The following is a 21,002-nucleotide window of genomic DNA, read 5'->3' on the forward strand; positions in this document are numbered from 1 at the left end:
CTTCTCGCCTTTTCTTTCCTCTTGCTTTCTGATACAATAACACTATGCATTATACGATAACGATACCAAGCGCCTTACCCACGATGACGGTCAAAGAGGCCCTTGAAGATTATTTTCTCATCCCACGAAAGATTCGTCATTTTTTGCGAACAAAAAAACATGTCCAAGTCAACGGGGAGACTGTCCATTGGCAATCGATGCTTCAGGCTGGTGACCAACTCACCCTCACCTTTGATCCGGAAGATTATGAAGAAAAGGAGCTCCTAGCAGGGGATGCTAGCCTGGTCGAAATCCTCTATGAAGATGAGCACCTCATCATCGTAAACAAGCCCGAAGGCATGAAAACGCACGCCAATCAACCAGATGAAATCGCCCTTCTCAACCATGTCTCTACTTATGTCGGAAAGACCTGTTATGTGGTTCATCGCTTGGACAAGGAGACCAGTGGGGCTCTTGTCTTTGCCAAGAATCCTTTTGTTTTACCCGTCCTGAATCGACTGCTAGAAGACAAGAAAATCCAACGAGACTATTGGGCCTTAATCCTAGGCAACTTACCTAAAAAGCAGCTGGTTTATAAGGACAAATTGGGACGAGATCGCCACGATCGACGCAAACGCATTGTTGATCCTCGAAAGGGCCTCTATGCGGAAACCCATGTGACCAGCTTAAAGACTTTCAAACGCACCAGCTTGGTCAACTGCCAGCTCCAGACAGGTCGCACCCACCAGATCCGCGTCCACCTCTCTCACCATGGCCATCCAATCGTGGGAGACCCTCTCTACAACCCAGAAAGAGCTCCTCGTCTCATGCTCCATGCCCACCGCTTGCGACTCACCCACCCCTTTACCTTAGAAAAAATCCAAGTTGAGGCTCCTTCTGCAAGTTTTGAAAAAGGATTAAAAGAGCAGACATCTCCATAGAGCCAAGCGAGTGGTGCTCCTAATCGATTACCTTACAGAGTAATCAAAAAACAGCTAGTTGATTTTCAAAAAATGACTTATTTTGCCATTTAAGAAGATTAAAAACTTTCCGCTGTGAGAAAAGTGCTAGAAACAATAGTGTATCTAGCACTCGGAATTATTGAGACCTTAGGCTCAATAATTAGTCATGGAACTTCTTAGAAGTTCGCTGACGTCCGTACTCACCTAAGGAAAGTTTTTCGGAAGATTTTATCTACATCTAAAAACACAGAATCAAATTGATTCTGTGTTTTTTTGCTATTTCTACATAGGTCCTAGTCCGTCGTTTCTTCACTTGTGACTGGGCTGGCTTCTGTTTTTTCTGACTCTGGAGATGGAGTCTGAGCAGGATCTGAAGCTTCTTCCTTATTTAGGTTAGAATCGCTTGTAGCAGGACTTTGAGGGGCTGGGGTTGCTTTGTCTGCTTCCACTGTCACTGCTGTCGATGGCGCCGCTAGCAAATCATCTCGAAGGGCTTGGATCGCCTGTAACAAGGCTTTCTTGTCGCTCTTTGGATCAGCTAGTTGATCAAAGAGGGCTTCTAAGCGTTCAAACTGAGCATCACTGGCTCCTTTTTCAGCCAATTGTTGGTGGAGAGCGATCAACTGGTTATAAATCTCTTGATAGAGGGCTACGTCTCCCAGTTGAGGTTCTTCTGTTTTCTTTTGCTTTTGTTGTTCAATCGTTTCACCAACTTCACGCAAAAGAGTTTTCCCAGTTGTCAAAGCCGTGTCAGCATCTGGCTCTTGGCGCACCTGTTCCAAACGTTCTTCAAAGGCAGGACGTTTGCTTTCTTCTACTTGTGGCAAAAGAGAGGTGATTTGTTCTACAAGTGCTGTCAAGAGACTGGAGCGTTGACGAGACTCTGTCTTTTCATCCAAGTCACCATAGACCCCCTTGAGGAAGTCGTAAACAGCTAAGTTATAGGACGGAGCATCTGCTCCCTTTTGATCCAGAACTGTTTTTTCAATTGGATAGGTTGGAGCATTTTCCTGAGACACTAGTTGGTCAATAGCTTGCTTGGCTTGGTAGAGTTCCATGAAATGGGCTTTTGAGTCCCAAGCTTCTTCAAAGGCCTGAGCCCGGTAAAGCTTCAAAGCAAGGTCCGCTGCTGTCGCCCGCAATTCTGGTGTCAAGCGCGCATCACTTAAACTTTGGTAGAAATACTTGAGGTAGTCCACCGAAGTCACACCGGTCCGATCTTGCATCTCTTGAATGGCCTGCAACAATTTTCCTTCTTTCTCCAATCGTTGGCTATCCTTGGCCGTATAGGCTTCCTGCAACTGAGAAACGAGGCTTTCTTTCTTGAGTTGGAAAGCTTCGGTATCTAGCAAGCGAACTTGTTCCAGCAATTCCTGATAGCGACGGTCCAAGGCTGTTTCTTCTTTTGGTTTGACTTCTTGGGTCGCGTGGATATATTCCTTGTCAACTTGGTCCAGACTAGCCAAGTAGCCTGCTGTCGAATTGCTTGGGAAGTTTTTAACAGTTTCTAAGAATTGACCCAAGTTCAACTCAATCCGTCTTTGTTGTAGAGGGTCTGAAGCGTACAAAGTCCGACTTTCTGCTAGGAGTTGGTTGACCTTGTCCTCTATAGCTTTCTGGTCCAAGTCACCTTTCTGGTAAGCTGCTTGGATGGTCGGTAGACGGTGAGCTAAGTAGTCCGCCAGGCCTGCAGAGCGCACCTTGATATAGTGATTATGGTCTCCATGCGGAATGACAAACTGACCATTCTCGATTTGCATCGTATATGGAGAAATACCAGAGCGAAGCGCTGTTGCATAGAGCTCGTTGATAAAGTCTAGCTCAGGATTCCCTGTTTCAAGCGGAATCCGAACATGCTCCTTCCGTACTGCATAAGGGTGGATATGGGTTGGATCGTATTCTTGGTCTGGATTGTTAAAGACAAAGAAACCATTGGAAATCTTGATAGCTTCCCGAGGGACGCCGTAAGTCTGGCTAATGTACTGAATTTTTTCTTCATCCGAAGCATCGCGCGAATAGGTCGCCACATCATCTGTCAGTGGTTGACCCTTGTCTTCTTCCTTCTTACCAGCCAACACCGCCTCTGCAGCTGCGATCTCTTGTGGAGAGAGATCCTTCTTGTAGAAGTAATGAGCATGGTCTCCGTGAGCGACCATATAGCCCTCGTCATCCTTGCTGATGACATGATCTGCATGGAATCCATGATCGTGCTCATGGGCCTGTTCACCTTCATGATGATGATCATGATCGGCTTCATGGTCCTCATGGTCATGCTTGTGATGAGGATCCTCCTTCTCATGGTCGTGGTCCTGATCGACTGGTTTTGTATCTGGGCTTGAAGGTTGAGTTGGACTCTCTTCTTTTGCGATACTTCCACCTTGTGTACGGGATAGTTGGAACTGTCGTGCCAACTCCCGCTCTAAAGGCGAAAGGAGACTATAAGGGATGAAATGGAAGTGATCCCCATGAGGATAAACTACCCCTTGATCTGTCCATTTGGTAATCTTACTTGGATCAAAAACAGAACCATCTGACTCAACATGGCGCTCTGAAAGCGGAGTATGCTGCAGCTCTTTCTGTAGGCTTTCCAGACTTCGTCCTTCTGTCGTCACTGTTGGGTGGGGAAGAGGAGTGGAGAGCGCTGGAGTGACAGGTACTGGAATCGGTTGATTCGGATTAACCGGTGCAGTCAACTGGATAGAAGGGGGCAATACAGGTTTTACCTCATTTTTCCCCCCTCTACCATTTAAGATAGATAAGGCAGCAGCTAATTCTCCAGCTGATAAGGCACTCTTCGGAATATAGTGGTAGTGTCCCCCATGAGGCACGATAAAGCCATCTCCTGTATCAGAAATCACATCCCCAGGATGGAAGACATAGCCGTCATCTGTCCGGTAGCCACCCTGGCTAGGCTTGACTCCTGCTGTTAGACTGGCTACTGTTTTCCCTTCTCGTAAAGCCTGACTTGGCTGACTAAAATCACGAGTTTGCCCAGCTTTTTGGACACTCTCTTTCGAATCTGAAACCAGCTCTCCTTTTTTCTGTTGGGCAATTTCCTCCACCGAACGAACATTCAGTGTATGTTGCGGATCGGTTAGATAAAGGTAGTAGGTCCCATCCTTCTTGATAATATAGCCATCTCGCACCTGTGTGACAATGTCCGATTGCTGCAGTTGGTAAGTGGGATCACGTAATATCAGTTCCTCACTAAATATCGCATCGTAAGGGACCTTGCCATTGTAGTAATGGAAATGATCTCCATGGGAAGTCACAAAGCCCTCGTCAGTAATCTTAACCACAATCTGCTCTGCCTTGGTCTTTTCCTTCGAGTTGACGGATTCAATGCTTTCTTCCTGCTTGTTTGAGCTACTAGCTGACTTTTTCTTGTCTCCTTGTAAATACTGCACCTGATTCTGACTCTTTTTGTCTTCCTTGACTGGTGCTTGCTGACTTAAGGCGTAGGCACATAAACCCAGACCTAAGGTCGCTACTAATCCAATTGTTCCTTTTTTCTTCATTCTTTCTACTTACTCCTGTAATTCTTTCGCTAGACTCGCCATATTTTCTTCTAGGTTCTCCAAGAAATCTTTGTTATTTTCTGGATCTGCTTCGAGAGGATCCAAGACCTTCACCTTTGCCCCTGTCGCCTTGGCAATGCTATCAGCCACCTTGGACGAGGTATGCTTCTCAACAAAGATAGTCTGAACTTGATAGTCCTTGACAAACTGCTGAATCTCAGCTAATTGACGGGCTGTTGGTTCCTGCTCAGGCGAGATCCCTGCAATTCCTAATTGTTTCAAACCAAAGCGCTTGGCTAAATAAGAAAAGGCTGTATGCTGAGTCACAAAGGTTTTTTGTGTCGCTTTTTCAAAGAGAGGTTGGTATTTGTCCACCAAAGCCTCACAGCGTTTTGCAAGCTTTTGGGCATTGGCCTCATAATAACTTCTATTTTCTGGATCGATGTCTCCCAACTCTTGGGCAATGATCTTCCCTTCTTCGGCGATTTTCAGTGGATCCATCCAGGTATGGGGGTCATACAAGTGTTTTGCATCCTTCCCTTCCGTATCCTCAATATCTTCTAAGCCAGCGACCTTATCCAATTCCATTCCTTTGCTGGCTTCGATGACCCGCAGTTTCGAGTCTTGCAAGCTAGGATCTAGACGTCCAGCCCAAGATTCGAGTGTTTGAGAATGGTAGACGAAGACATCCGCATCATAGATCTGGGCTGTCTCCTTGGCCGAAGGTTCGTAATCATGAATCCCAGCACCTGACTGAACCATCCATACTTCGTTTCGATCGCCTGAAATTTCCTTGACCAGGGAATAGACAGGATAAAAACTCGTCACAATTTTGAGCCCCTTTTTAGTAGAGCCAGCTTCCGAACTCCTCTGACTCCCACAAGCCACTAGCAACAAAAGGCAGATGAATCCTATTCCTAAGGCCCTTAGTTTCCTCCCACACATGTATAAATCCTTTCTTTTTCTTAATCAGTTTATTAAACAGTTAATTAACTAGTTAATGATAACGTTAATTTTTTAGTTTGTCAAGAATTTTTTTTGTATTTTTTATCACACATAAAAAAGAGGCCCCCTAGGAGCCTCTCAGATTGAAGACAAAGCAATCTTAAAAACTTTCCTTAGGTGAGGGCGGACGTCAGCGAACTTCGAAGAAGTTCCATGACTTAGTTTTGGAACTAAGGTTCCAAAACTCCCGAGTGCTAGAAACACTATTGTTTCTAGCACTTTTCTCACAGCGGAAAGTTTTAGAGTTGCTTATATGACTCAAATAAAAACTCATTGTTTTGAAGAATCATCTAGCTAGTTAATGTAAAAACAGTTTATCTCTATTCTAAAGAGGCCCCTAAGGGCCTCTTTAATACTCTCGATTAGTTAGATCAAACCATGCGCTTATTTTTTCTTCTTTTTAAGGAGATAAGCTGCACCGCTTGCGACTACAAAGGCTAATACCAAGCTAATCAAGGAGATAGTGGTACCAGTGCTTGGCAAGATACCAACCTTCTTACCTGGTTTCTTAGGTTCTGGTGTCACTGGCTCTGTTGGTTCATGTTTATTGGTCAGAACAACATTACCTTGACCATCCTCTGTTTTCGTCACTTGGTAACCGGTTGGAACATCGACTTCTTCCACCGTATAGGTGACAGCTTTGCCCTTGACATTCTTGTCTAGATCCGCAAAGGTATGAGTCCACTTGTTCTCAGCTGACAATTCAATGACTTTACCAGATTTCTTACCATCCGCATATAGCTGCACTTTCACACTCTTCGGACGAAGACCATCTTTGTCCTCTTGGTCATCCCACTGTTTGGTTACAGAGAGGGTGGTCTTACCTGGAGTGTGCGTATTGGTAATAGTATAGCTTTCTTGGTCAATGCTTGGTGAATAATTTTCAACATTTTCTTCTTGAAGGGTGTAGACGATTTCCTTGCCATCCTTAAACTTAGGAAGGCCAGTAAAGGTTTCTTTCCAATCGGTCTCGCTTGTAATATCTTTGCGAGCCACTTCTCCACCATTGGCAAGAAGTTTCACAGTGATCTTAGTCGGACGAAGACCATCTTGGTTGTCATTGTCCATCCAGATCTTAGTGACTGGAATATCCACCGTACTTGGAGTGTGCGTATTGGTCAAGACGATATCGCCCTTCTCCTTGCTCTCTTCTGTTACGGCGTAACCTTCAGGGACATCCACTTCTTTCACAGAATAATGAATCTCTTGTCCGTTTGCTTTTTCAGCAAGTTTCTCAAAAGTATGAGTCCACTTGTTCTCAGCAGACAAGACAACTTCCTTGCCTAGCTTTTGATCACCCGCATACAATTGGACGCGAATTTCTTTTGGACGAAGGCCATCTTGGTTATTAGCGTCATCCCATTTCTTAGTGACCTTGACCTGAGTGACAGCTGGTTCATGCTTATTGGTCAAGACAGGATGAGCTGGATCCTTGTCATCAATTGAAAGGGTGTAGCCTTCTGGGACATTCTCTTCTTTCACAGTGTAGTGAATGGCCTTACCGGCTGCTTTTTCATCAAGATTTTCAAACGTTCCTTGCCACTGATTCGCTTCTGACAATTCAAGGGTCTGGTCTGTAGCAACTCCATCTTTATAAAGTTTGACTGTAATCGTCGCTGGGCGAAGACCATCTTGGTTATTGGCATCGTCCCATTTCTTGGTTACTTGAACTTTCGTCTTAGAAGGAGTGTGCGTATTGCTAATCACTACTTGACCCGGGTTCGTAGCTTCTACAGTTTGAGTATAGCCTTCTGGCACCTCTGTTTCTTTCACGGTATACTGAACCGTTTGACCAGCTTTTTTCTCATCCAAGTCAGAGAAGGTGTAAGTCCAGTCGTTGTCTGCAGAAAGTTCTACCTCTTTACCTGATTTTTGGTCATTCGCATAGAGCTGAACCTTGATGCTCTTCGGACGAAGGCCATCTTGGTTTTCTGCATCTGTCCATTTCTTGGTCACTGTTACACTTGTCTTACCTGGCTTGTAAGTGTTGGTAATGGTTGAACCGTCGATAACTGTTGAGTAGTTCGCAACTGTATCTTCTGTTACCGTATAGACTAGTTTTTGACCATTCTTGTAGACTGGCAAGTCGGTGAAGCTGTGGCTCCATGTATCTCCCTCACCAGAAAGAGTCGCAGCCTGTACTTCCTCTCCGTTGGCTAGGAGATGGACCGTGATGGTCGATGGACGGAGACCGTCTTGGTTTTGAGCATCGTCCCAAACTTTTTTCACGCTGACTTCTGTAGTTTCAGGAGTACGCTTGTTGGTAATGGTTGCTTTTCCATCGACGAACTGAGCTTCTTGACTATCAGCTGTATAATGAGTCGGTACCTTGACTTCTTTTACAGTGTAGGTAATCACGTTGCCGTCATTGTCTTTGTCCGGAAGAGCGCTGAAGGTTACTTTCCAGTCATTTCCTGCTGAAAGAGCTACTGGTTTGCCTTCTGCTGTTCCATTCTTGTACAATTGGAACTCAATCTTTTCTGGACGAAGACCTTCGACGTTGTCTTGGTCATCCCAGACTTTTGAAGCTTCCAGATCGATATAATGGATATCTTTCTCATTGGCAATCACTTTTGGTGAAGCTTTTGAACCAGTCGCTTCGCCATCAATCGTGACATGGTAGAGCTGTTGATCTGCATCGTAGGTCACAAGGACAGCATGTTCTGCCTCATCCAACTTGTAGTTGTTTGGAGCTTTCGTCTCTTTAAGAGTGTAAGTTCCTTCTGTTAGGGTGGTGAAGGAAAGGTCGCCATCCTTATCAGAAACTTGAGTCGCAAGAACTGCACCAGTCGCGTCTGACAAGGTGAACTCAGCACCTGCTAGGCCTTTGCTTGTATCATCTTTGTCAACCTTCTTCACATGGAAGCTTGCTGCGAAGATTTGAGAAGTTACGGTATTGGACTCACGGTTTCCTTCATGTCCTTTGGCTCTATAACCGAATTGGTTATGGGCTTGGACGACACCTGAACGGCCCCCATTGTCCTTGTTGTCTTCTGTCCGTTCTAGCATCAACTGCTTGACTTGGTCTGTCAATTCGCTTGGGTTGACCACTGGCACCGCAACATCTACTTGGCTACGTGCACCGATAGTGGTCCCCTCATTCGCAACGACCTTAATTCCTGTTACTTTACTAAAGTCTGTGACATCTGCTGACCAAATATCTCTATCTGCCGCTTGTGCCATGGTACTAGCTGTAACTGTGGTGTCAGTTGTGTAGTATGCTGTCCACCCTTCTGGAGCAGTGATCGGACCACGAAGACTAACTGTGTATTCTGTCTTACGAGCTGAAGCATCTAGTGTGTTGACATCCCCAACTTTAGGGAGAACATCATAAATCACCGTATTTTCAACTGGCCTGTCTGTGTTGTTCTTAATGGTCAACTTGTAATTAAAGGTTTCCCCTGGTTTGAAGGTACGGGTTACTGTTGAGGCATCGGACAAGTCATCGTTTTTGGCAATGAACTTACGAGAATAAACCCCTTCAGCTGCGACAATGGTATAGTTGGATTCCGCATGAGGAACCTTATCCGTTGTCGAACCATTGTTATTCAAATCGTAGCTATCTACTGCAACCTTATTCGGGTTAGCCGTTTCTAGATCCCAGAGTCCTTCTCCCGCCATATAGATATGGTTGGTAAAGGTTCCGCCATCAGCTTTCCCTTTCAGCTTGGTATAGATAAATGGCAAACGAACTTGACCACCAGTCTCTAGAGAGCGTTTGATAAATTCCTTTTGATCCAAATGGATAATCAAGGCAGAACGTCCAGAGTTGTGGTAATTTTCAATGACCTCGTAAGATTTATTCCAAGGGCTAAAGCGAGTGCTATTTTTATCAAAATATTGATCTAAATCTTTAAAGTCAATATCCAGCGTATTTGGATCAAAGAGATCAATGACCCGCAAATCCTTGTAGTCCTTACCTGGATCCAAGCGGACATTATTTGCAGATAGGGCAAAACGAATGGTTTTTCCATCTGTAAATTGGACATTGTTGTAATCAGTATTCTTAGTCAGTTCAACATTTTCTGTCAACGGAAGAAGTTTGAACTGCCATTTAGCAGATTGGTCTCTGTCTGCCCCTGACTGGGTCTTATAGGTGATCCGTCCAGTATTTTCATAGGCATTCTTAGACTCATCATTCTGATCGATATGAGTCTTTTCTGGATCCTTGAAGGCTGTATAGGTAGAAATATAAATCCCTTGACCAGATGGAAGCTCGAAGTCGTCTTTCATCTCCAGTCTCCAGCCGACAACCGTTCCATATTTGGTCAAATCAGTGCTTCCAAATCCATCCTTGTCTGCCTCTGGTTGGATTTCTTTAGTTGAGCCATCTTCCATGGTTAGGATGATGCGTTTCACGTATTGATTGATCAGAGGTCCGTTTCCATAGATCCCAATCAACATGCGAGCATATTCAATCTTGGTAAACTTCAAGCGAGAGTCTACTTGCTCATCATAAAAGACGATATTTTTTTGAGCAAATGGTGTGATGTTATTGTATTTCAAGAGCCACTTGTAGTTGGCTGCCTTGTAGTCTGTCGAGTCGTAGACATTACCTTCTGCTTGCTTAGCAAAAGCTCCTTTGCCTTCCAAGTCACGAGAAGTAAGTCGGAAGATAAGAGAATCTTCAGCCCTTACATCAGGTTCTCCCTCTCCACGCTCCGCAGGAATCCCTACGACAGTCGCAGTATTGGTCAAGTCTTTCACTAAGACATCTTCTAGGGTTTGGTCTTTCTCCATGACCAAATCAGGGAATTTCAAGTACAAGAAACTCTTGTCTTGGATCTGTTGCATAAACTCAGAATGATAGCTTGAAAGATTGCTATTTGGATTGGCAACAAAGGTTTTTGAAACCGTACCATCCCCATTATCAACCCAGCCTTCTGATTTTTCTGTATCTAGAACGGCTGTACGAGTTTTTCCATCTTTGTCAGTATAAGTTGGCAATTTGTCTGTGATTGTTGCAGACTCCAACTGACGATAGCTACCATTGTACTGTCCACGCATCCCATCTAACAAGAAGGCAAACGGAACCGAAGTAGCTTTTTCAATGTACTTTTTGCCATCTGCTCCAGTTACAATCCCTGGAGATGCTTCCGCATAATCTCTGGACATCGTCGCATCATAGTTCTGATTGACAAACTTGGTCAAGGTATAATCCTTGTATTGAGGTTTCCAAGTGATACTATTTATAGCAGTCTCAGCACCATTGATATTGAGCGTCCCTGTAATATCCATCGAGTAGTTGGTAGGAGGGAGTCCTAACTTAAACTTGGCGATAAATGGTAGGGTCAAGACCTCAGATTTTTGGTAGTTGGTAAAATGTAGACTGACATGGTAATCATCTCCTACCTTGGTCACAGATGGTGCATCATGTTGTGAACTACTATTGAACTCGGGAACATTCACCTCATCCAAGTATTTCCCTGGAAGCACTAGATTCACCACTACATCATCGAGATCTGTTGTCAGATTCTTTGGGGTAATCTGGATGTATCCAGACATGGTGTCAGACGTGGTATAGGCCATACCACCTGGATGCTCTTGTTTATCACCATACAAGAGGCTGACATCTAAGGCACCATTATCTCCGACTGCTAGCTCTTGCGCCAAGGCTGTTACAGCCCCTTGACCCAATTGACCCAGCATCATCAAAATAGTGAAGAGGGCAAACCCTTTTTTCAAAAAGGTTGTCCATAAGGACGGTCTCTTTTTCATTCTTTCATCTCCTTTTATCATTTTGAACCCAAAAAGTTCATCATTACATTTTTATCATATATGAGTCAATTAAGCCAACGATTATACAAAAAGTATCGCTAAATGAACAAATGAGCCATCTAATGTTTTTGTTTTTTTAAGTTTTCTTGATTTCTGCATCAACTAGCCAATTTAAGTTAAGTCCTCCCAAGATATGATTGCAAAGATCTATTATATGGCTCCAGCCCTTGTTTTCATAGCTTTTTTATACCCTTCTCAGTTACCTTTAAATAGTTGCATAGATATCTCTAGGGTGTTTTTAAATTTTTTTGGACAAAAACTCCTTGCCTAATGACTCCTCCTCCTATCATCAAAGGGATACAAAAAACCAGCTCCTTTATAGAGCTGGTTGTCTTTCTATTCTAGAAATGTCATTAGGCAAAAATGCTGAAAAATATGTATGTTATTTATAGCGCGGTGTCGCAAATCCGCGGATATTGCCATGTCCGATACGGTATACATTGCGTTTGACAGTTCCAACTGCACCGGAATTTCCTTCGATTGTATGAATCAGTCCATTTTCGACGCGTTCCACAATTCCAATATGGTCTGCCCAACCATCATTTGATTGATAATCTTGATCCCAGTTAAAGGTGATGATATCCCCTGCTTTTGGTGTAGAGGCACCATTTTCATTCCAAATGCCCAAGCGTTTGAAAATTTGGATGTGACGTTCAACTCCACATTCACGGCCAATCAAACCACTCAAGCCTTCCCGCTGAAAGACCGTTGTGACAAAGACGTCACACCAGTCATCAGTCATCTTCACCTCATAACCAACTGGAAGTGGTTTGATACTGTTGTAATCATTGACCAATTGTTGGTGAGCTGCACTTCCTTTGCGAGCACCGACTAAACTAGCTGCTGCCCGTAAGACACGGTCCCGTTGCCCATTCGCTACACGAGGACTAAAAGCGGTCTGATCTACTGTTGCACGGGGATGAAGGGCTGTTTGTCCAAGGTTAAAGCCTTCAACGCCACCATCGACGTAGTCCACATAGACGTGAGTAGTATAGTTGCCTGATTGATACTGGTGATTGGCTACAGAGACTTGCACTTCTGTATGTTTACCAGAAGGTGTTGTTGAATACCAGAAAAGATTTTCTTGGTGAGTTTGAGACCAGGCTGCGACACGGATGTTCTTAATCCGACGTCCCTGAGGCGCTTGATCCACCGTTACCGTATAGGTTCCAGCACCAGAATTGACATTTTTGATCCCTGTTTGTGTCTTGGTCTGGGCATTTCGGAACTCAACTTCTGTAGTCGTTGAACTGACACCCACACGAGAACCATCATTTTGAATATAGTAAAGGTGAACATGGTACTTACCAGTAGAGTTCTTGTGATCGCTCGCTTTGACTGATACCTTGTAGTCTCCATTTGATTGACGAGTCGCTTCATACCAGCGAATATCGTCTTGGCCATCCCTATCAGACCAAGTTGGGACTTGCACAGCACGGACGCCTTTAGGGCTGTAGACATCCTTGATGATGACGTCAAAGGTACCCGCATCCTTGTTGTTGTTTTGGATTAAGAGACTAGCAGTTGGACGTGACTGATTTTTGAAATCAATAAAGGCCTTCTTGACAAACTTATTTTGGCCTTTGGCATCCACATAGAAAACTTGCGCTTCATACTGGCCATCAGCGTTTTCGTGGTCACTAGCTTTGGCTGTCACAGTATATGAACCGTCTGCTTGACGAGTTGGCGTGTACCAGATGATATCTTTCATCCCGTTTGCTTGAGACCAGAAAGGAATCTTCACTTCCTTGTAGCCCTCAAAGCCTTTAAGGTTCTTAGCTGTGATCGTAAAGGTACCCTCTACCTCGTTTTTTGAAATCGTAATATCTGCGCTTGGTTTTGCACGATCGACAAAGGCCTTCTTCACGAAGGTGTTGCGACCTTGCTGGTCTACATAAAAGAGCTGGGCTTCGTACTTCCCACTGGCATTTTCATGATCACCTACCTTGGCTGTAACACTATAAGAGCCATCGGATTGGCGTGTCGGACTGTACCAAACAATATCCTTCATCCCATTGGCATGCGACCAGAAAGGAATCTTCACTTCCTTGTAGCCTTCGAAACCTTTGAGATTCTTGGCGGTGATGGTAAAGTTTCCATTGGCATCTGGATTAGAGATCGATAAGTCAGCGCTTGGCTTTGCACGATCGATAAAGGCCTTCTTCACAAAGGTATTGCGACCTTGATGATCCACATAAAAGACTTGGGCTTCGTACTTCCCACTGGCATTTTCATGATCGCTGACCTTAGCTGTAACCGTATAAGAGCCATCCGTTTGGCGACTTGGGCTATACCAGACGATATCCTTCATCCCATTGGCATGTGACCAGAAAGGAAGCTTCACTTCCTTATATCCTTCGAAGCCTTTGAGGTTCTTGGCGGTGATGGTAAAGTTCCCATTGGTATCTGGATTGGAGATGCTCAAATCTGCCGAAACAGGGCTACTAACTGTACGGCCAGATGGGGCCTTGGAACCCGCACTATAGAAGGTAGTAGTTCCCGTTACAGGTTTCATAGTTGACTCAGAAGATGGGACAGTTTGTCCTTCTGAGATAGGCTTTGTTTCTTCCTTTGGCTCGTCTGCCTTCGTAACTTCTGAGCTAGTAACTGGAAGCTCTGTTACTGGGGCTGGCGCCGCATAATTATTGGAAGCTACTTGAGGTTTATCCTCAATGACAGGTGTTGGGCTAGCTTGTGTCGTTACCGATTCACTTTCAGTGACTGCCGATTCTTTCACTCCCACTTCATCGGCATGGGCGACTTGGACAGAGGCAGCTAGCAATACAGCTGCACTGGCAAAATAAATGAAATCCTTTTTTCTCATTTCCATTCCTTTAATCATATTTTATACTGTCCCTATTTTAGCATACCGAGAGGGATTCGAAAAGCTTTCTAGGCGTTTTTTCTACGGAATACAAAAAAGGAAGCCTTTTCAGGCTTCTATTTTACAAGTTTATTCAAGGCATTTGTTAAATAACGTCCATTACGAATCTTTTGACCGATGCCTTTCGCATTGACAAGCAAGTCTTGGTAGTCCTTATCGTCTAACTGTTCAATCGCTAGAGAGAGATCATGTAGCGACTCTACTGCAATCCCACAGCTCTTCTCAAGCACAAAGTGAGACAAGGCTGACTGTTTCCACACGACAAGCGGGAAGCCCGATGCTAGATAAAGTGAAGCCTTGTGAGAGTTATTGTAGCGAAGGTAATCACCAAATACACCACTACAGGTCTCCGCACTATCCCCGTCCCAGACAAGACCAAAGCCACCTTCAAGGGCTGCAGGGAGCTCATCTGGTAGGAAGGAGCCAAAGTAGGTCTCGTTAGCAAGTGCTCTGCTCTCGTCAAAGCCGACACCATAGAGATTGTAGGCCGGTCTAGCAGGCAATTGATAAAGGTAGCCTGCTTTTTCTTGGGCTAAATTCCCTGCTACAATGATTGGTTGATCCTTTGATAGACCATCTTTCTCTTGGTAATTCGGAATGAGGTAGTCAAAAATTTCTAAACTAACTAGTTTGTGCTCTGGGATCCCCTTCTCCACCAATACTGATTTCATAATCGGATTATGAGCAATCACTCCATCAGCTACCTTCAATAGACTTGATTCTTGAAGATGGACTCGAATCTTATGTTTCAAAGGTACTGTATCCAGATTGGCATAGCGCAAAGCTTCTAAATCATGGATAATAAAATAGACTTGTACCCCTCTTCGCTGGATTTTTCTTACCAACCGAGTGGTGAAAAAACTATGATGGAGCATGGGGAATTGAATTAATAATTGATCCCCTGATTTCAACTGAGAAAAAGCTTGAGCCAGCGCTTTCGCCTTATGCTGTTGGGCTTTAACGGTTCCCATTTGGTACCAATCCTCAACTGTTAACAACAAGGGTTGATAGCCTTCTCGTTTGACGATCTCTTCGACATCATTTCTAGCCTTGTTCCCGGCGTTTCGAGCTCCAGAATCTTTTAAAAACTCTTCTTTTAGAAAATACTTCATGAATCACTGTTTCTTTCAATCAAATTCATTTGCTACGACTTCTAGAGCACGCTCAATAACCACGTGCATGTCGTAGTATTTATAGTCTGCTAGGCGCCCACAGAAGATCACCTTGTCATTTTTAGCGGCTTCTTCTTGGTACTTGGCAAACATAGCGTTGTTCTTTTCATCATTGATTGGATAGTAGGGTTCATCTCCCCGTTTCCAGTCAGCTGGGTATTCACGGGTAATCACCGTCTTCGGTTGAGTCCCATACTCAAAGTGCTTGTGCTCAATGATCCGAGTGTAAGGAATCTCACGCTCGGTATAGTTGACCACGGCATTCCCTTGATAGTTTTCCTCATCTAAGATTTCGTGTTCAAATCGAAGACTGCGATACTCCAACTCCCCATGTTTGTAGTCAAAGTACTGGTCAATCATCCCTGTAAAGACTACTTTTTCTGCGGATGCTTCCAGTTCTTCACGATTGGCAAAGAAGTCAACTCCAAGCTCTACTTCCACATCACCCAGCATGTTTTCAATGATGACGTTATAACCACCGATTGGAATCCCTTGGTAACGGTCATTAAAGTAGTTGTTATCAAAGGTCAAACGAACTGGAAGACGCTTGATGATAAATGGTGGAAGGTCTGTCGCAGAACGGCCCCATTGTTTTTCTGTATAGCCCTTGATCAACTTTTCATAGATATCTGGACCAATCAATTTGATGGCTTGTTCTTCCAAGTTTTTCGGTTCAACATCCTTCATGTCAGCTGTTTGCTCGGCAATCTTATCCTTGACTTCTTGAGGAGTCTTAGTTCCCCACATGGCGTAGAAGGTATTCATATTGAAAGGAAGGTTGTAGAGGCTCCCCTTGTAGTTAGCCACCGGTGAGTTGATATAGTTGTTAAACTCAGCGAACTGATTGACATAGTCCCACACTATTTTGTTAGACGTATGAAAAATGTGGGCACCATACTTGTGAACATTGACCCCTTCCACTTCTTCACAGTAGATATTGCCACCAATGTGGTCCCGTTTATCAATGACTTTTACTTTTTTACCACGCTTGGTCGCCTCATGGGCAAAAATTGCCCCCGACAAACCAGCCCCAACAATCAGATAATCGTACATAGTTGTCTCCCTTTAAAAATATAGTCATCAGTTTTTAACTTAGCATGCTTCGAACTGATACAAAAACATGTCCAACAATCGTATTGTTTTACCTTATATGAGTCCTCCAACAACTGCTGAGATTATCACTAACTTAATGCTGGCTCACCGACTGTTGTCGATGAGTTAACATCCACCGTGTTTCGAGTGAAGAGGATAAACATAAAAATATTATAAGAAGGTACAAACCAAAAGGCTTCAATCATACAGTTGACAGTGATCAAAGAAAGAATAGCAACGTAAAGATATCTCCCTTTCTTGAATTCATCCCTAGATACTAGAACATAAATTAAAATCAAAGCAAGTACCGGAATAATACCATAAGTGAAGAGCATTTGAACGTAGGAAGAATCAACATAGTTGTAGCTGAGAACAGACTCTGTACTTCCCCCTGAACCAATAAATTGAACGCCTCTGGTTCCAAACCAATTCAATTCGTATAAATTAAAGGCATTTTTCCCTAAGGCTAAGCGCCCTGTAATAAATTGATTGATTTTTACATAGAAAGGCGAAGTCCATGAGAAGTGATAAGTCAGATAGAGAATGAGGGAAGAAAAGAGCGCAGCTGAGTAGGGCATGAGGGCATAGAGCCCAATTTTCTTTTCCTTGGTTAAATAAAAGAAAACAAAAACCAAGGTTCCTACAAGCAGTGAATAAGCATTCATCCGAGCGTCACAAAACTTGATGAGAAAGACGGCCAAGAAAAGCCCACTCAGGGTCCGTAACCAGATGTAACGATTCTTCAACAGATAAGAAATCGCTATGAAAAGATAAAAACAGTGCGAGGCAAAATCCGTAGGATAGATAAACCCAAAGGAATTCCGAATAACGCCTCCCCGACTATATTGCAAGTTCGGAATAACTTTTAAAAGAGACAGGAAGAGGACTGATACAAGAATACTTCCACCAACAAAGATATAGGTCCGTAAAACAACCTTCCTATCTGCACTTATTAACAAGGACATCAATAAGGAATAGACTAAAAAATTGAGTCTACCAGTTTTCACAAATACGAGGACACCAATTGATAGTAAGGCTAATGAAAATAACAAGTACGTATAAGAAACATGAATCTTGTTCCAAAATCGCAATGCTAATAGTAAGACTACTAACAAAAGAGTGCTTGCATTCATGTGAAAAATCCCTTTATTCAACATCGTTGTTGATAGGGTATTAAAGAATATGACGATAGCTACGACAACACTAACGAGGAGGTCGTCAAATTTCATTTTTAACATATTGATAATACATTGATAAAAAACAAGAAAGCACGGATAACAAGAGACAGGTTCGTCTTGTGCCAGACAGAAGTGTCCATCTCACTATTTATATCCAAGCTGATCAAGAATCTTTTATCTTTCCTTTCTCGGCCTCTCTTTTCATAGTTACCATTATTTCGTCTAGCAAGTACCTCTTCCATCTTTATGGATGAGTCTTGCTCTATGCACGTTTCGTAAATTGCTGTTTCAACTCTTTCACATCCACCACCTTGAAGAGTAAAATCAAGGTTCCATAGATGACCCCACCTAGTCCAGCATACAGAACGACATTCAGAGTCGGCGAAAAATGGACAATGGACTTGACTAGTAGCAAGAGACCATACATGAGGCCTGAAGCGAGCACAATCTTCATCATTGAGCCTATAATCGGCACTTCTTTAAGATAAGCTCGTGTGAAGTAGAGTTGAATCCCCCATACCAAAGCTTCTGTCAACACTGAGACAATCGCAGCTCCAATAAAGCCCAGTTTTGGTAGGAAGATGAGGTTCAATCCGACACTGACAATGGCAGGTACAGTAGTCGAAATCATAAATTCTTTATTTTTATTATGAGGGATCAGAATTTGAATCCCCATGATATTGGTCCATCCGATAAAGAACATTCTAAAAATCATGATGGCAATGGCATAACGCGCATCCTGGAAGTCCTTCCCTAGGAAGAACTGAACAAAGTCATCATTGACGATTAGCATGCCGGCAATAATGGGGAAAATGACCAAATTATAAATCAAAAAGGACATTTGGTGCATCTTATTAACCGCCTTGTGGTCTCCTGAGGATAAGAGGCTCGATACCCGAGGCAACATGACACTGCCCAGTGAGGTCACCAAGGTCAACAAAATATTGACCAGTTTTAAGGCTTGGTCATAAATCCCCACATCCTTTGTAGAGGCGAGAGCCCCCAGCATGGTTCGGTCCAAGGTGACATAGAGGGAAATGGCAATCTGCGGTAAAAAGAGCAGAATGACCGGCTTTAAATGTACCCGTGCATAAGCCATATCAAAATGGGCTTTCCCAATGAACTCCCGAGCAGGTAGCCACATACTGAGCTGACCTAAGAGCTCAAAGATGGTCAGTAAGAATACATAGAGATACAGATCATTGGCAGATTTGACAAACAAGAAGATGGAGATGACTCCAACTAGTTTGACCGTGATATTCCGAACCGTAATCTTGCGGAAGTCCTCTAACCCCTGAAAGAGCCAGGAAATGTCGAGTCCCTTTGAAACCAAGCTAAGTCCTAGGATATAAGCGACAGGATTTTGCATGGAAGGTAGGGTTAGACACAAAAGAACATAGAGGGTAAGAGATAAAATCGTAGCCCCCAACTGGAGGGTATAAATCCCCCAGAAATTCTTTTGGATATCTTTCCGGTGCCCCGAAATCTCCTTAGTTCCATAATTGGCCACCCCTAGCGTCGCCAAGAGGATAAAATAGGTGACAATGGAGTTAAAATAGCCGTAGGTCCCTAAGTCATTTGAACTAAAAACCCGCGTCACATAAGGGGTGGTGATAATCGGCAAGATAATCACCAGTAACTGGTAGGAGAGATTATAGGCGTAATTTTTAAGAACTTTCATGATTGGCTACAATCCCCACTTAAAGACCGTTTTAAACGGCGTGATCAAATCCGTCGCGAAAGCTCGGTGAATATCTGGGATGGTTTGAACCTCTTCGTCAACGTGGATAATGTTTTTCAAACGGTTTTGGACCCGACGATTAGCCAGCATCTCTACAGCCCGCTCGAAATCCTCACGACCCGAGCGAGAAGACCCCACAAAGGTCAATCCCTTTTCAAGAACATCTCTTGTATTAACTGCGACCCGGTTATCACTAACCCCCATCAACATTACAGTTCCTTGAGGCTTGATGTGATCAATAATGTCATTGATAGCTGGTTCACTTCCTTGACCACCAGTACATTCAAAAGCGTGATCAAACCGTTGGTCTTCTGTTAACTCGCTGGTCAAAATTGCTTGATGGATAAAATTAAACAATTGCAATTTATCACTATTGCGCCCAACTACAGTTATCTTCAAATCAGGGTAAAGATAGTGCAAAGAAGTCGCAACCACATAAGAGAGGCTTCCGTCACCTAAAATCAAAACGGACTCTCTTCGTTGGTGGGCAATGAGATCAAAGCGATGAATGGCATGCATAGCAACACTACTAAACTCCGCTAAAGCTGTCACAGGGCCCCGAACTTCTTCTGGATAAGCTACTACACGATCCAGCGGTAAGGCAACGACTTCCTGCATAAAGCCATTAAAACCGCTAGATAAGAAGTGTGTCCCCGCCAAATAATTTTCAAAGAAGATACCTTCTGTTTGATGAGGAGGCTGATTGGGAACCATGGCCACAATCTGTCCTGGTTGATAGGTCCCCGTAGGATCCGCTACCACGATACCTGATGACTCATGGATCAGGGCCATGGGCAATTTCTTTTTAAGCACTTTAGGATCCCGCTTCCCTTGATAGTAACGTTGGTCCGCATGACAAATAGCCATGTAATAGGGGCGAATCAACACCTTGTCTCCACGGCTCATGTCTTCTTCTTGGTATTTGATGGTGATGTTTTTCGGCTGGGTCAGCTGAAAGATTTGGTTCAACATATTAATTGTCCTCAATCATACCGCGTGCAATTTTCAAATCTGTAATCGTCGTAATTTTAATATTGGAATATTCCCCATTTGCAAGGGCAACTTTTTTGCCATTAATGACAAAGATCTTGCAGGCATCTGTCAAGACTTCTTTTTGTTGGTCACTTAAATCATGATACAAGGTAAGAAAGTCTTTCATTTTGAAGGTTTGAGGGGTTTGACCCTGATAGAGATATTGGCGCTCTGGGATATCCGTGATAAAGGTATTGTCCAAGCTTTGAACAATGGTATCGGTCGCTTCGACCACTGTATCCACAACATCATGGCTCTTGGCTAGTTCAATGTTTTCTTGGATGGTTTTTAGGCTGACAAAGGGACGAACCGAATCATGTGTGACGATAATGTCCTCATCTGTCAAAGGTTGTAGGCCATCAATAGCCAGGATGATGTTTTCGATAGTAGAGTTGCGGTCACTTCCTCCCTCTACAACCAAGATCCGGTCCTTATAAGAAGCCAAGTACTTGTCTACCAGATCTTCGGTATAGGTCACCCAGTCCGGATGGATCCCCAATACAATCTTTTGAATCTCATGAACCAATAAGAACTTCTCAACCGTGTGGATTAAAATAGGACGTCCACCCAAATCCAAAAATTGTTTGGGCATATCCGTAATACCCATCCGTGAGCCTGTCCCACCTGCTAAAATCCCTGCATAAATCATCCTAAACCTCCT

10 protein-coding genes and 1 pseudogene are annotated in these 21,002 nt (G+C 43.7%); 1 reads left to right on the plus strand and 10 read right to left on the minus strand.

Annotation, left to right across the window (positions count from 1 at the left end):
* The first annotated feature begins 44 nt into the window (after positions 1–44).
* Positions 45–920, plus strand: a complete 876-nt coding sequence (locus EL081_RS09475; RefSeq protein ID WP_164555445.1) for an RluA family pseudouridine synthase — start codon at positions 45–47, stop codon at positions 918–920.
* Positions 921–1,398: 478 nt separating this feature from the next.
* On the opposite strand, the pseudogene EL081_RS09480 reads toward EL081_RS09475, so the two are convergent.
* From EL081_RS09480 to EL081_RS09525, 10 genes and pseudogenes are all read right to left on the minus strand, one after another.
* Positions 1,399–4,459: pseudogene (locus EL081_RS09480) on the minus strand (pneumococcal-type histidine triad protein); the annotation flags it as partial.
* 9 nt (positions 4,460–4,468) lie between these two features.
* Positions 4,469–5,404, minus strand: a complete 936-nt coding sequence (locus EL081_RS09485) for a metal ABC transporter solute-binding protein, Zn/Mn family (RefSeq protein ID WP_126404950.1) — start codon at positions 5,402–5,404, stop codon at positions 4,469–4,471.
* Positions 5,405–5,848: 444 nt separating this feature from the next.
* Positions 5,849–11,182, minus strand: a complete 5,334-nt coding sequence (locus EL081_RS09490) for a Cna B-type domain-containing protein (RefSeq protein WP_126404951.1) — start codon at positions 11,180–11,182, stop codon at positions 5,849–5,851.
* A 442-nt stretch (positions 11,183–11,624) separates the two neighbouring features.
* Positions 11,625–14,066: a GBS Bsp-like repeat-containing protein gene (locus tag EL081_RS09495; protein WP_126404952.1), complete on the minus strand. Its 2,442-nt coding sequence runs from the start codon at positions 14,064–14,066 to the stop codon at positions 11,625–11,627.
* A 116-nt stretch (positions 14,067–14,182) separates the two neighbouring features.
* Complete coding sequence (locus EL081_RS09500; protein ID WP_126404953.1) at positions 14,183–15,238, minus strand: sugar transferase; 1,056 nt, start codon at positions 15,236–15,238, stop codon at positions 14,183–14,185.
* Positions 15,239–15,253: 15 nt separating this feature from the next.
* Complete coding sequence (gene glf, locus EL081_RS09505; protein ID WP_126404954.1) at positions 15,254–16,351, minus strand: UDP-galactopyranose mutase; 1,098 nt, start codon at positions 16,349–16,351, stop codon at positions 15,254–15,256.
* Positions 16,352–16,479: 128 nt separating this feature from the next.
* Positions 16,480–17,628 carry a polysaccharide polymerase gene (locus tag EL081_RS09510; protein WP_126404955.1) on the minus strand — a complete coding sequence of 383 codons (1,149 nt, stop codon included), beginning with the start codon at positions 17,626–17,628 and terminating at the stop codon, positions 16,480–16,482.
* Positions 17,629–17,830: 202 nt separating this feature from the next.
* Complete coding sequence (locus EL081_RS09515) at positions 17,831–19,249, minus strand: flippase (protein ID WP_126404956.1); 1,419 nt, start codon at positions 19,247–19,249, stop codon at positions 17,831–17,833.
* A gap of 6 nt (positions 19,250–19,255) precedes the next feature.
* The gene (locus tag EL081_RS09520) at positions 19,256–20,281 is read right to left on the minus strand and encodes a zinc-binding dehydrogenase (protein ID WP_126404957.1); all 1,026 of its coding nucleotides are present in this window, start codon (positions 20,279–20,281) and stop codon (positions 19,256–19,258) included.
* Between the two features lies 1 nt (position 20,282).
* Positions 20,283–20,990, minus strand: a complete 708-nt coding sequence (locus tag EL081_RS09525) for an IspD/TarI family cytidylyltransferase (protein WP_126404958.1) — start codon at positions 20,988–20,990, stop codon at positions 20,283–20,285.
* Positions 20,991–21,002 lie beyond the last annotated feature (12 nt).

The organism is Streptococcus viridans, from assembly GCF_900636365.1.
Taxonomy (GTDB): Bacteria; Bacillota; Bacilli; order Lactobacillales; family Streptococcaceae; genus Streptococcus; species Streptococcus viridans_A.